The organism is Lutimonas vermicola, from assembly GCF_038433205.1.
Classification (GTDB): domain Bacteria; phylum Bacteroidota; class Bacteroidia; order Flavobacteriales; family Flavobacteriaceae; genus Lutimonas; species Lutimonas vermicola.
Genome location: NZ_JBCDNA010000001.1, coordinates 1,556,296 through 1,569,902, shown reverse-complemented (window position 1 = coordinate 1,569,902; position 13,607 = coordinate 1,556,296). Strand labels below are relative to the sequence as shown.

The 13,607-nt window shown below is 39.0% G+C and carries 10 protein-coding genes; 6 read left to right on the top strand and 4 right to left on the bottom strand.

Annotation, left to right across the window (positions count from 1 at the left end):
- Window positions 1-19 precede the first annotated feature (19 nt).
- Both AABB81_RS07020 and AABB81_RS07015 read left to right on the top strand, forming a co-directional pair.
- Window positions 20-1,348: an asparagine synthase-related protein gene (locus AABB81_RS07020; RefSeq protein ID WP_342159513.1), complete on the top strand. Its 1,329-nt coding sequence runs from the start codon at window positions 20-22 to the stop codon at window positions 1,346-1,348.
- Entirely contained in the window at window positions 1,341-2,303 is a 963-nt protein-coding gene (locus tag AABB81_RS07015; protein ID WP_342159512.1) for an archaeosine biosynthesis radical SAM protein RaSEA, read from the top strand. Before AABB81_RS07020 ends, AABB81_RS07015 begins: the two co-directional genes overlap by 8 nt.
- 38 nt (window positions 2,304-2,341) lie before the next feature.
- Here the strand turns inward: AABB81_RS07015 and AABB81_RS07010 are convergent, their stop codons facing one another.
- The 4 genes from AABB81_RS07010 to AABB81_RS06995 all read right to left on the bottom strand — a co-directional run bounded on the left by AABB81_RS07010 (window position 2,342) and on the right by AABB81_RS06995 (window position 8,277).
- Entirely contained in the window at window positions 2,342-2,728 is a 387-nt protein-coding gene (locus AABB81_RS07010; RefSeq protein WP_342159510.1) for a hypothetical protein, read from the bottom strand.
- A 57-nt stretch (window positions 2,729-2,785) separates the two neighbouring features.
- Entirely contained in the window at window positions 2,786-4,753 is a 1,968-nt protein-coding gene (gene ftsH, locus AABB81_RS07005; protein WP_342159509.1) for an ATP-dependent zinc metalloprotease FtsH, read from the bottom strand.
- Window positions 4,754-5,045: 292 nt separating this feature from the next.
- Window positions 5,046-7,544, bottom strand: coding sequence for an ABC transporter permease (locus tag AABB81_RS07000; RefSeq protein WP_342159671.1), 2,499 nt, complete (start codon window positions 7,542-7,544; stop codon window positions 5,046-5,048).
- 49 nt (window positions 7,545-7,593) lie between these two features.
- Window positions 7,594-8,277: an ABC transporter ATP-binding protein gene (locus AABB81_RS06995; protein WP_342159507.1), complete on the bottom strand. Its 684-nt coding sequence runs from the start codon at window positions 8,275-8,277 to the stop codon at window positions 7,594-7,596.
- Window positions 8,278-8,343: 66 nt separating this feature from the next.
- On the opposite strand from AABB81_RS06995, the gene AABB81_RS06990 reads away from it, so the two are divergent.
- From AABB81_RS06990 to AABB81_RS06975, 4 genes are all read left to right on the top strand, one after another.
- On the top strand, window positions 8,344-9,027 hold the full coding sequence (locus AABB81_RS06990) for an arylesterase (RefSeq protein ID WP_342159505.1): 684 nt from the start codon (window positions 8,344-8,346) through the stop codon (window positions 9,025-9,027).
- 300 nt (window positions 9,028-9,327) lie between these two features.
- Window positions 9,328-10,077, top strand: a complete 750-nt coding sequence (locus AABB81_RS06985) for a peptidase associated/transthyretin-like domain-containing protein (RefSeq protein ID WP_342159503.1) — start codon at window positions 9,328-9,330, stop codon at window positions 10,075-10,077.
- 55 nt (window positions 10,078-10,132) lie between these two features.
- Complete coding sequence (locus AABB81_RS06980) at window positions 10,133-11,119, top strand: SDR family oxidoreductase (protein WP_342159502.1); 987 nt, start codon at window positions 10,133-10,135, stop codon at window positions 11,117-11,119.
- Between the two features lie 108 nt (window positions 11,120-11,227).
- On the top strand, window positions 11,228-13,543 hold the full coding sequence (locus AABB81_RS06975) for a patatin-like phospholipase family protein (protein WP_342159501.1): 2,316 nt from the start codon (window positions 11,228-11,230) through the stop codon (window positions 13,541-13,543).
- The last annotated feature ends 64 nt before the right edge of the window (window positions 13,544-13,607 follow it).

The window sequence follows — 13,607 nt, the reverse complement described above, 5'->3', positions numbered from 1 at the left end:
ACAGTATTAAATATTTAGCATGAATAGTCAATATATAAGTAAAGTAGTCGATTTGACCGACCCTAAGAAAAATATCATCTACAACATGAGTCATGAAGAGGCTGTTGAGGTTGTTCGGTCCGGAGACCTGGAGGCAGTTAGAAAGATCGACGGACAGTTTTGTCTTATATCTGTTGAAGGTAAAACAATCAGAATGGCCAGGTCCATAGGCAGGCCTATTAGATATTTTATAGCGAAACAGGCAGTTGGGCCTCAATTGATTATTGCTGAAAGGATTGATGTGATTTATGAGCATCTGAAAAAAGAAGGATTAGACGATCAATTCCATCCATCTTATACCAGGATGGCGCCTGCCCATTATGTAACCAGGATAGAGTTATTGGGTTGTCCGGATCCAAATCCGATTTATGAAAGATTCTTTAGTCCTAAACGCAACAAATACCAACCCGATCAAATCGAGCAGATTGGCAGAGATTATATTGGAGCCGTTTATTCCGAGATTAAAAAATGGCTTCAGTTCAGGGCAACCAAGGGCCCGGTTGGCGTTACTTTTTCGGCCGGTATCGATAGCGGTTCTGTTTTTATCCTGATGTACCATGCCCTGAGGGAGCTTGGGGAGAGTCCTTCACGATTAAAGGCCTTTACCTTGTCTATTGAAGGAGAAGGAGCTGACCTTATACAGGCGCGAAAGTTTTTGGAAAAGTTAGATCTCGAACTGTTTTTGGAGCCCATTGAGCTTGATTATGCCGCTCTTAACTGGAGAGAAGCCATAGATGTGGTTGAAGATTATAAGCCTCTTGATATACAGTCGGCAACCATGAACCTGTCCTTGCTTCAAGGGATCAGGTCGCGTTACCCCGATTGGAAATATATCATCGATGGTGACGGAGGAGATGAAAACCTCAAAGATTATCCGATTGAAGACAATCCTGAATTAACCATTAGAAGCGTACTGAATAATTTGATGTTATATCACGAGGGCTGGGGTGTTGACTCCATCAAGCATTCCCTAACTTATTCAGGCGGTTTGAGCCGGGGATATATGCGTACTTTTTCTCCGGCGGATCTTTTGGGTTTTGAAGGGTTTAGCCCGTATACCTTGCCAAATGTGATCGAAATATCCGAAGGGATTCCATATATTGATCTTACTGATTGGGATCATCAGAAATTATATGACCTAAAAGGCCGGATTGTAGCTGCTGGGGTTAAGGCGATTACGGGTATGGATATGCCTGTTTTTGAAAAGCGTCGTTTCCAGCACGGAGCGGCTTCACATAATAATTTTAATAAGCATTTTCCCGAAAAAGACATCACATATAGAAAGGAATTCATGTCAAAATATGAGTAAAGGCGAGGATAGCTTCATGAACAGTAACTGGATCGTTTCGAAAAGACCTGAGCGAAACCATCTGGATCCATACAGGCCTTATGAATGCTTGGTAGAGAAGGAAAGAAGTGCTTCGGGAAGCTTGAAGGATACAGGAATTATTTTTCTGAGTAACAAAGAATGTTCCTTTCGTTGTTTAATGTGTGATCTTTGGAAAAACACGTTCAAAGAATCGGTCCCGTCGGGTGCCATAACAAATCAGATCAAATGGGCCCTGGAAAAAATGCCTGAGGCGCAACAAATCAAGTTATACAACAGTGGCAGTTTTTTTGATAAAAAGGCAGTACCGGTTAAAGATTATAAGGATATAGCTGATCTGGTATCTGGTTTTGACACGGTAATTGTTGAATCACATCCCAAACTAATTGATAACAGATGTATTGAATTCAGGGATATGCTCGGTACCGAGCTGGAGGTTGCCCTGGGTTTGGAAACGGTACACCCTGAAGTTTTAAGAAAGCTGAACAAGCAAATGGAAGTGGCTGATTTTGTAAAGGCCGTAAAGTATTTGGACCTGCACCAAATTAGAACAAGGGCCTTTATTTTATTGAGACCACCTTTTATGAATGAAGAAGAAGGGATTTATTGGGCTAAAAAATCAATAGACCTTGCTTTTAAGGCAGGGGTTGATTGTTGTACCGTTATTCCCGTTCGGCCCGGAAATGGTGCAATGGATATATTGATGAAAAAAGGGGAATTTGAAAAGCCCGAACTGAATTCACTCGAAGAGGTACTGGATTATGGCGTATCCCTTGGTGCCGGGCGGGTATTTGCCGACACCTGGGATCTTGAACTCTTTTCTAATTGCCCGAAGTGCTATCTCAAGAGATTGCATCGCATTACCAAAACAAATCAAAGTCAGTCACTGTTGCCAAAAGTGAAATGTTCATGCAATCCTCAGCAACGCATGACTTGAATGATTGACAATCTTAAAGAAGCTGGCCGATTGGGTACTTACATGTATTTTGTTAAAAAGCGAAAAAAATCTTTTTTAAGATCGTTATAGAGGTTTCTCTCTGTTTCCAATACTTTTCTAAAATCAAGGTGCTGGTTAACAAACATTTTGTTTAGAACATCTTCATTTTTCTCATAGTGTGCAGCCATATTTTTTTCATGCATGGCAATCTGATCCTTCAAAGAATCAAATTCTTTTCCCTGGATCATAAATTTATTTTGGAATTTTTCAATTTCAGCTAAAACAGATTTATCTGTCCATCTCGAAACAAGCTCTTCCAACCTTTTATGAAACGATTTTAATTCATCTTCCCAAAAGTTGATTTCTCTTTGCCAATTTTCATGTTCAAAATGAAGGTCAGCATTGTAAATAGTTTCTTTTTTCATAAGTAACGATTTTATGTGGTTCAAGTATTTTTGCCAATTAAGGGTTCTTGTTATTCATTATGTTTTTACTTTTTTGGTAGAAGAAACCGGTCTTTTATCATTTCTTTTCCCGAGTATTTTTTTCAGTTCATTTTCTTCAACGACTTCTTTTTTTATTAAAAGCCGTGTAAGCTTTTCCAATTCATCAGCATGTTCCAAAAGGATTTTAGTGGTCCTGTCATAGGCTTTACAAATCAAATCACGAACATTCTTGTCAATCTTCCTTGCGGTTTCTTCGCTGTAAGGCTTTACCAAAAGTTGCTCATTTTTTCCGGTGGAATCGTAAAAACTGATAGGGCCGATCTCCTCATCCAACCCAAAATAAGCGACCATACTGTAAGCCTGTTTGGTGACTTTTTCAAGATCGTCCAAAGCACCTGAGGATACATCTTTGAAAATGATTTCCTCTGCCGCACGACCTCCAAGGGAGGCGCATATCTGATCAAGAAATTGGCTTTTGGTAACTAATTGACGCTCTTCAGGAAGATACCAGGCCGAGCCCAAAGATTTACCTCTTGGTATGATAGACACCTTCACCAGAGAATCCACATTTTTTAAGTACCAGCTCGCCACCGCATGACCCGCCTCGTGATAAGCTATGATTTCTTTCTCTTTAGGTGATGTGATCCTGTTCTTTCTTTCAAGCCCACCTACAATTCTGTCCCTGGCTGCCATAAAGTCTGACTGATGAACTTCTTTTTCTTTTTTTCGTGCGGCTATCAAGGCAGCCTCATTGCAAATATTTGCAATGTCTGCTCCCGAAAAACCGGGACATAAAGTTGCCAGGGTTTCAATGTCAATATCCTTTGATTTTTTTAGGGGCCTAATATGGACTTCGAATATTTCAACCCTTTCTTTTTTATTGGGTAATTCCAAATAAATGTGTCGGTCAAACCGACCAGGGCGAAGTAAAGCTTTATCCAAAATATCAGCTCTGTTCGTGGCAGCAAGAACAATAACACCTGTATTGACCCCAAATCCATCGAGTTCTGCCAACAATTGATTCAGGGTGTTCTCTCTCTCGTCATTAGCCTGAAAAAGGTTTGCCCTATTTCGCGATCGACCGACTGCATCTATCTCATCAATAAATATGATGCTTGGGGCATGCTCTTTGGCTTGTTTGAAGAGATCTCTTACACGGGAAGCTCCTACACCTACAAACATTTCAACAAATTCAGATCCGGATAAAGAGAAAAAGGGGACCTGGGCTTCTCCCGCTACAGCTTTAGCCAGCAGCGTTTTTCCTGTTCCGGGAGGTCCGACAAGCATAACACCCCGAGGAATTTTTGCACCTAACCTGGTATAATGTTTAGGATTTTTAAGGAAATCAACTATCTCCATTATTTCGGCCTTAGCTTCTTTTAAGCCCGCAATATCATTGAAGGTCGTGCTGCTTTTAGTTTCTCTGGTTGTAAGTTTAGCTGTCGATTTGGTGAAATTAAAGATCGAACCTGCCCTGCCTCTTGCACCCATACTGCCCAGTAAGAAGATCCAAAGGAAAAAAATCAAAACAATTGGAATTATCCACGAAAGGATATTCGTCCAACTGATTTCATTTACATATCTGATCTGAATTCTGTCTTCGACGGGAAGGTCTTTTTGGGCCTCTTCTAATTTGCGTTCAAAATTTTCAAGGGTCCCAAGCTGAATTAAATAGTGCGGCCCTGAATTTGATGAGGTGAATCGACTTTCGAGATCCTTGTATTCAGGTGCGGATAACCGATCTTTTTTAATATAAATTCTAGCTACTGATTGGTTGATTACATCAATTTTCTCAACGTCATTTTGACTTAGTATGTCCCGATTAAACTCCATCCAGCTAATTTCCTTGGGTCTGTAGCCATAATTCGTGATTAGGGAAAAGATGATAAATAAAATAAGAAGAATATAAAACCATAAAAGGGGCTGTTTCTTATTCGGAGAATTTCTCCCATTCTTCTTATAAGGATTTTTAAATGTTATTCTTTTCTGTTGATCCGTTTTCATGATTTGTTTAAAACAAGAATTATTCTGAATCAGGAAATAACAATTCCCGCAGGAGTCAATCAATTGTTTCAAATACGCCTGACCATAAAATTAATTCTAAGAAATGATATATGCATTAACCAAAATCAATGATTTGAATAACCCAGATCAATGGAATGATAAAAAAATAACAAAGAAATTCAAGCGCGATGGATCAAAGAATTAAATCTGTCCAATTCATTTAGAAATCATATGACCAGAAAAACACAAGAGGTCCAATTACAAAATGTTTTATGGACAGGATTATGCAATCTCAACCTGCATTTTCTTTTCTCAATACCTGTAAAGGAGGGCTGTTTAAAACGCTTCTGCTGTTCATCAGGCCAATTGACAAGACCAGTATGGTGATTCCCGGAAATAATACCAGGAAAGGAAAGGACGAAGGAAGAAATGTTAAGTCAAATATAAAATAGGCCAGTATTTGAGCGCTCATCAAGGATAGCAAAATACCACTTAAACTTCCTAAAACACCAAGATAAAGGTATTCAAGGGCAGTGATCTTCAAGATTTGCTTACTGGTAGCTCCGAGGGTCCGGAGCAATACATTCTCCTTGATTCTTTGAAATTTACTGGTTCGAACAGCACCGATAAGCACTATGATACCGGTAAAAATGCTGAATATGGCCATAAAATTGATGACCCAGGATATCTTGTTGAGTACTTTTTCAATAAGGACCAAAACCTGCCTGAAATCAATAATGGAAATATTCGGATATTTTTGAATCAATTCACTTTGTAATTTAGCAGATGATTTTTCATCTGAAGCATGTGTCGACAGAACGTTGAATTGAGGGGCATTTTCAAGGATGCCTTTAGGGAATACGATTGAGAAATTGAGCTGCATTCTTCCCCAGTCTACGGTCCTGATATTGGCAACCTTGGTGGTCATTAAAACGCCCTGAACATTAAATGTAATCGTATCACCAACCTCCAGTAAAGCATCCCTTGAAATACTTTCAGCAATCGAGATTGATACCGGATTCACACCGTCATAAGTTTCTTCAGGTATCCAGGTCCCGCTTGCCAGCGATTCCGATCCGATAAGGGAATCCCGATAGGTAACTCTGAATTCATGATTGAGTACCCATTCATTGATCTTACTCGTCGTGTCTTTGCGGATCTCGTTGGCCGGCTTTCCTTTGATACTGTGAACCCTCATCGTAACAATGGGAATATTGTCTATCACATGACCAAGGGTATTTGCCACAGCATCTTTTTGATTATTTTGAACATCCATAAGGATGATATTCGGCGTGTTTTCACCACTTTCAAATGATAGTTTGCTCAGCAGCATATCTTTGGTAAAATACAAGGTGCTTATCAAAAAGGTTCCTACGCCTATGGCCAGAATCAAGGTCATGGTCTGATTTTGGGGCCTGAATAAATTTAAAAGGCTTTGTCTTGAAATAAATCCCCACGAACTGGGGAAAAACTTTTTAATGGCCCACATAAACAAGGTCGTTATTCCCATAAGGATCAAAAAAGTAACCAGGATCCCAATAATGAAATACAAGGCATATTTCCAGTTATTCAATAGCCAAAACGAGAATAGGTATAAAAAAACCAAAATAATCCCGGCAACAACCAGATTGGCTTTACGTGACTTTTTATTTGCCGACTCATCTATCCTCAACACGCGCAGGGGTGAAACATACCAGGTGCTTAACAACGGAATTAAGGCAAACATGACCGACATAAATATCCCCAGAACGATGCCAAGAATTACAGAAGCCGGATAAATGGTTGTTTCGATATCAAAAGGCAACATATCACTCAGAAGATAGGGAAAGAGTTCTTGTAGTCCTATTCCCAAAATGGAACCCGATAATCCCCCTAAAAATCCCATGCCTATAATTTGAATCAAAAAGATCAAAAAACTTTGTTTCCGCGTGGCACCTAAACATTTGAGCACGGCAACGGCACGCAATTTTTCTTTAACATAAATATGTACAGAGCTTGCAATTCCGACACAACCGAGCAAGAGGGCTATAAAGGCAACCAGGTTTAGAAAAACGCCAAAATTATCATATCTACGGCCTAGTTGCTGACTCGTGCTGGTATGTGTATCCATATCGGCATCTTCTGCATCCAGAATTGGATCAAGTTTTTTATCAAGTGCATCAAGATCCGTATTGTCTGAAGCAACAAAATAATATTGGTATTCAAGGCGGCTGCCAGTTTGTATCAAGCCAGTTTGCTCAATCATCCTGTAAGGAATATAAACCGGCGGTGCAATACCACTTGAAAAGCCACCTGTTCCAGGGGCAGCATCTAAAGAACCGCCTATCGGCAAAGTTATATTGCCAATTTTGATACTATCACCTGGTTTGACATTAAATTGTAACATCAGGGTGGCATCGACAAGTGCCGCACCCGATTCCTGGTATTTTTCTGCTGCAGTTGCAGGAGTGGTTTCCAAATCACCGTAGAATGGAAATGCACCTTCCATCCCTATGACCCGAATTAGCTTAGTACCTCCATTTTTTGTAAACAAGCCCATTGAAGCAAAATTGATCTCTTTCGCATCGGCCCCTCCCAGTGAATCAATGATTTTTTGAACTTTTTCGTTTGGGGGATTACGACTATCGATTATAAAATCTGCTCCCATAAGGGATTTTGACTGCAGCTCAATATTTGTCTTTAAATTTTCACTGAATGACTGAATGGAAACCACCGCTGCAATTCCCAATACGATTGAAGCCATAAAAAGCGATAGTCTTTTATAACTCGCTTTGGCGTCTCTCCAGGCCATTTTGAAGAGCCATTGTGCTTTAACATTTGATTTTGCTGTTTTTCTCACCCTACAATATGCTTTGTTCCTGCATGATTTTCCCTCGCTGCAGTCTAAGGATACGCTGGTTCATTTTTGCAAGATCCATGTCATGTGTTACGATAACCAGGGTAGTACCCGCTTCTTTATTAAGATCAAAAAGAAGCTGAACAACTTTTTCGCTTGTTTCTGCATCCAGGTTACCAGTTGGTTCATCAGCAAACAATATGCTTGGTTTGTTTGAAAATGCTCTTGCCAATGCTACTCTTTGCTGCTCACCCCCGGATAATTGAGATGGATAATGATCAAACCTATCAGCAAGGCCTACCTTTTCCAATAGGTCCTTGGCTATTTTTTCGGGTCTTTTTATTCCCTGCAATTCTAAAGGTACCGTAACATTTTCAAGGGCAGTAAGTGTTGGAAGTAACTGGAAGTCCTGAAAAATAAATCCAACTTTTTGGTTTCTCAATAAAGCGCGTTCATCTTCATTCAGCGTATTTATTTTAGTTCCACAAAGCTCTATTTCTCCGCTATTCGATTGATCAAGTCCTGCACATAGACCAAGCAGCGTTGTTTTACCGCTTCCTGAAGGACCTACAATGGCAAAAGTCTCCCCGGTTTGTATGCTAAATGATATGTTGTCGAGAACCTTTAATTCTTTCTCACCACTTTTATAAGTCTTCTCCAGGTTCTTTACATTTAATATATTTGTCATTCTTCGTTGCTTCTTTTTAACGTCGAGAAAGATAAGGAAAATGAACAAGTTTAATTTTAGGTACTTATGAGTGATATGTTAAAGTTTTGTTATTTGTCTTTGTGCATTTTGTTCTTGTCTTGTGATGGGGTTGAATCAAAAAAGAACGACACAAAGCAGACATTAATTCCGGCAATTGAGGAGCAGGAAGATATATCAACTCAGAAGACCATATTGTTTTTCGGGAACAGCCTGACGGCGGGAATGGGTCTTGAGGTAGAAGATGCATTTCCTGCACTTATACAGAGGCGATTAGATAGCCTCTCTTTGAATTATAAAGTAATCAATGCCGGGCTCAGTGGAGAAACCACTGCAAGTGGAAAGAATAGATTATCGTGGGTGCTGAAACAGAAAGTGGATATTTTTGTGCTCGAACTTGGAGCTAACGACGGACTTCGGGGTATCCCTTTAGATGAAACAAGAAAAAACCTTCAAGAGATAATCGATGCAGTAAGGAGGTATAACCCGAAAGTAAAAATTGTACTTACCGGGATGCAAATACCTCCGAACATGGGGCAAGATTATACGGGTGAATTTAAATTGATTTTTCCTCAATTGGCAGAGAAGAATAATATTGATCTTGTACCGTTTTTATTAAAGGATGTGGCAGGAATTCCTGATCTGAATCAAGCCGATGGAATCCATCCGACGGTTGAAGGCCAAAAGATCCTGGCCGACAATATTTGGGAAATACTTAAGTCATTGGTTTAGTAAAAAAGGAAACTAACTTTTTATGCCGGTGCTTTCGATTGTACATGTAATCAGATTCTAATTTGATACCTGTAATTTGTGATGATCTCAACGGTTGAGTTAGAATTTTGAAATGAGGCCCTGATCAAATTCATCATGAGCGGGGCTAATCTTTGCTTAATTAAATCGCCAGAGAATGCAGAATATCAAAGGAAATTTGGTATTATTGTTGGAAATTCGATAGATAGGGTTCTCTTTTTTAGTTCTGATGATTCAGGGCTTCTGCTAATTCATTCAGTTTTGAATAATGGTTTAAAAAACATGTTATTTTTTTTTCTCCTGACAGCATGTTTTAGGCTGTCAGCGCAGGAACCTGTTTTGGTAACCGGCCTGGTGGAATCAGACTCGGTTCAATTACAGGATATCCATGTTCTAAATTTAAGCACACGCCAGGGAACGATAACGAATCGAAACGGGGTATTTCGAATTACCATGTCTGTCAATGATACATTAATTTTTTCCGGGATACAATTTCATACCCTCGGATTGATTGTTGATGAAAAGACCCTGCAAAATGAGACCCTTAAAGTTGAACTCAAACCTAAAATTGAGGAATTGACCGAAATTGAATTAAGAGGGCATGATCTGGATGGGCTTTTTTATATTGATACCAAAAGAATGCGTGATTCCTTGCCCCTTGTGTCTGATCAAGCAGTGGATTTTTCAAATCAGGGCTATGATGATCCCACAACCAGCAATTACGTGGTTCCTGCCGCAAACCTGGTTAATCTGGTTTCAATGATAGGCAAGAAAAGAAGAAAAGAAAATAAAGAAGCAGCAGATCTTTTAGCGAAAAAGAAGCAAGCCACAGCCAATTTAAGGAAGGAGTTGGGCGATGATGTTTTTGTTCAGCAAATGGGAATTCCAAAAGTTCATATTGAACCCTTTATTCGCTATTGTCAAAAGAAGGACATCATAAACCTTTATGTTGAAGGGAGGGTAATGGAAGTGATAGATATTTTGATCAAGGAAAAGGACAATTATCGGAGAGAACGGGTTTTAAACGAATAACGCATCTTCAAATAAGATGCAATGCGAACTACAGTTATCACTAATTAAGCAGGAGATGAAAATTTTATTCATAGGCGGAACAGGAAATATTTCTCGGGCGAGTTCAGCTTTAGCAATTGAAAGAGGCATGGATCTGTATCTCCTCAACAGGGGCAATACATCAACAGCCATGGAAGGTGCCAGAAATTTAAAGGCGGATATAAACGACAAGTCAAAAGTTTTATCACTCATAAAGGAACATTATTTTGATGTAGTTGTGAATTGGATTGCCTTTACTCCTGAAGATATTCAGCGAGATTACGAATTATTTAAAGATCATACCGATCAATATATATTCATAAGTTCAGCTTCTTGTTATCAAAAACCCTTATCCTATCCGGTCATTACAGAATCCACACCTCTGATCAATCCTTTTTGGGATTATTCTCGCAGCAAAATTGCCTGTGAAGATCTGCTCACCAACTTATACAGGCAACATGATTTTCCGATTACCATAGTGAGACCTTCTCTAACATATGATACTGTAATTCCTGTCCCAATTGGTGGTTGGAAGGAGTATACAATCATTGACAGGATAAAAAAGGGTAAAAAAATCATAGTCCATGGGGATGGTTCTTCGCTTTGGACAATAACTCATGCGAATGATTTTGCCATTGGATTTCTTGGTTTAATAGGTCATCAACAAGCCATTGGTCAAAGTTTTCACATTACTTCGGATGAGATTCTTACCTGGAATCAAATTTATGATGCAGTGGCTTTGGCGGCCGGAAAGCAGGCAATGAAAGTGTATATCCCTTCGGATTATCTCGGGACGTTTGATAAAAACCTTAGAGGCAGTTTACTTGGCGACAAGGCAGTAAGTACCATTTTTGATAACAGTAAGATTCGCAGTTTTGTTCCGGAATTCAATCCTGTGATCAGATTTAAGGATGGCATTCGAAATACGATTCATTGGTTTGAAGAAAAACAGGAAAGAATGATCATTAAAAATAAAACCAATGAATTTATGGATCGAATCATAAATACTTATACAAGGCCTTAGGTCTTTTTTTTAAGATTTTAAACTATTTATAAAGATTCTTTTGAAAGATCCGGTTTTAGACTTTAAGTCTTATTTTTGCCTCAATATTGATTTTATAAAACTACTTTCATGAAAAAACCCTTGTTTTTTGTATTGCTTCTATTGGTATTCATATGTTGTCAACAACTATCCGCTCAAGAGAAAAAACCAAAAGTCGCACTTATTTTAAGTGGAGGAGGAGCCAAAGGCGTAGCGCATATACCTCTATTGCAGGCACTTGACTCTCTGGGTATTGTTCCTGATTTGGTCATTGGGACCAGCATGGGGGGTGTTGTTGGCGGTTTTTATGCCGTTGGGTATTCAGGGGATAGTATAAAGGAGATCGCTTTAACTGCAAATTGGTCTGAATTATTGGGAGGCGATATTTCTTTGGATGATGTAAGCATGGAAGAAAAGAGCGAGTTCAAAAGGCATTTGGTGGATTTTGATATTATTGAAGGAAAACCGAAGGTTAATTCTGGTTTATTGAAAGATCAGAAACTTCGCGAATTTATCTCTTCTCATACCTATCCGGTTATTAACATTAAGGATTTTGATGAATTACCTATTCCATTCAGGGCAATGACAACAGACATTATTCATGGTGAGGAAGTCTTGCTTGATGAAGGTTCTTTGGCGCTGGCAATGAGAGCAACAATGTCCATTCCGGCTATATTTCAACCCATTCCCTATAATAACACCCTTTTGGTTGATGGAGGCGTAATGAACAATTTCCCGGTAGATGTTGCGAAAAAAATGGGTTATGACGTCATTATTGGAAGTGACGTTGGGGGAGGTTTGCAAGAGAAAGACAAGCTTACGAGCATCTCAGCACAGTTGGTTCAGGCTACGATGCTGACCAGTAATTTAAAAAATCCTTCCAATAGAGCCAACTGCGATATTTTAATAGATCATATGCCTTATTTGACATACTCTACAGGAGATTTTACGAAGGCACCTTATATTTATGAAGAAGGGAAGATCGCCACCAATTTACAGTTAAATGCCTTGGCTGAATTAGCAGCTAAGCTAAAAAATTACCAACAGCGGGAGCACAACATTCCTGATGTAAAAGATGAAATTATTCTTGATACGATAATTTACAAAGATATAAGTGAGGCAAATTTGGACCTGGTTAAAGCACGTTCGAATCTGCAAACCGGTAAAAAATATTCATCCGAGGAGATTATAAATAGAATTGACAGAGCGATGGGTACAACTCTTTTTAACCAGATCACCTTTGACGGAATTGTAAATGACGGAAAGACGGAGTTGCATCTTACTGGCCATGAACGATCTATGAGCATCATAAAAGGATCTCTTCATTTTGATAGTTACAGGGGGGTTGGCCTTATGGCTAATTACACGGGTCGTAACCTCATTGGTAAATCATCTCGAATACTCGTAACTCTGGATATTGCGGAACAACCCAAGTTCAGGGTACAATATCAAAAACAATTTGGCTCAGACAAGACCTGGTGGTGGAGATCTGAAGTGTTAGGGGAGTTTTTAGAGCAAAAATTCTTTTATAAAGGGGAAGTTTCGGATCAGTGGAAATCAAATTATTTTCAATTTGATAATCAGTTTAATAAGAATTTAAACTCCCTCCATAGTTATGCAGGAATTGGGATCAGTTATGAGTATAGTTCCCTGTCACCAAAAAATAATACAGAGATTAACGATAATCTAATTGATAACTATTTATTTAGTAATTTGGAAATTGATGCCCATTATGTATATAGCAAAATGGATAAGGTATATTACCCAAATACAGGTACTTATATCAGAGTTGGAGTAGCCCGTTCATTGATTCATGACCTGGGTGTACTCTTTGCAGATGAAGAATTTGAAGATATAAAAGGATCTACGAATGGTTTTACCAAGGCCATGTTTGATTTTGAACATCGATGGGCCTTTACGGAAAAGATTACAGGTATTTTAGGAGCTAATGCAGCTTTTATTTTCGAGGACAAATTGGAATCGGACGACTGGTGGTTTAGTGATTACGGATATGCCGCACAATACTCCTTGGGAGGAATAGTAACAGCTCCAAGAAAAGGTTCATATGTTTTTCCGGGGTTGCATGAGGATGAAATTTTTGTGAATCAAATGATGAGGATAAATGCAGCTGTTCAGATCAATCCGTTTTCAAAATTTTACTTTATACCTCATGTAAATATGGCAACGGTTGGCTTTACAGAGTTTGACAAATACATTGAAAATGCCTTTTCACCTGATGGAGACTGGTCTGATGGGGTTGAGGCGAGCAGTATTGTTTCGGCGGGGATTAATGTAGGATATGATTCGTTTCTTGGGCCTTTGAATTTTGACATTTCTTATGTGAATGACATCAATAAAGTAAGGGTCTTCTTCAGTGTAGGGATTCTGTTGAACAGATCCAACTAAGATTTCACCCTGTCTAAAGAGACTTTTTAAAGTGAAAATGAGGCATCAAAAACCTGCCTTATTC

What these genes read in the sequence shown, in the direction of transcription:
- AABB81_RS06995 (WP_342159507.1), bottom strand. Translation starts at nt 8,277, where the DNA reads ATGACAAATATATTAAATGTAAAGAACCTGGAGAAGACTTATAAAAGT.
- AABB81_RS06990 (WP_342159505.1), top strand. Translation starts at nt 8,344, where the DNA reads ATGAGTGATATGTTAAAGTTTTGTTATTTGTCTTTGTGCATTTTGTTC.
- ftsH (WP_342159509.1), bottom strand. Translation starts at nt 4,753, where the DNA reads ATGAAAACGGATCAACAGAAAAGAATAACATTTAAAAATCCTTATAAG.
- AABB81_RS06980 (WP_342159502.1), top strand. Translation starts at nt 10,133, where the DNA reads ATGAAAATTTTATTCATAGGCGGAACAGGAAATATTTCTCGGGCGAGT.
- AABB81_RS07010 (WP_342159510.1), bottom strand. Translation starts at nt 2,728, where the DNA reads ATGAAAAAAGAAACTATTTACAATGCTGACCTTCATTTTGAACATGAA.
- AABB81_RS06975 (WP_342159501.1), top strand. Translation starts at nt 11,228, where the DNA reads ATGAAAAAACCCTTGTTTTTTGTATTGCTTCTATTGGTATTCATATGT.
- AABB81_RS07020 (WP_342159513.1), top strand. Translation starts at nt 20, where the DNA reads ATGAATAGTCAATATATAAGTAAAGTAGTCGATTTGACCGACCCTAAG.
- AABB81_RS06985 (WP_342159503.1), top strand. Translation starts at nt 9,328, where the DNA reads ATGTTATTTTTTTTTCTCCTGACAGCATGTTTTAGGCTGTCAGCGCAG.
- AABB81_RS07000 (WP_342159671.1), bottom strand. Translation starts at nt 7,544, where the DNA reads ATGGCCTGGAGAGACGCCAAAGCGAGTTATAAAAGACTATCGCTTTTT.
- AABB81_RS07015 (WP_342159512.1), top strand. Translation starts at nt 1,341, where the DNA reads ATGAGTAAAGGCGAGGATAGCTTCATGAACAGTAACTGGATCGTTTCG.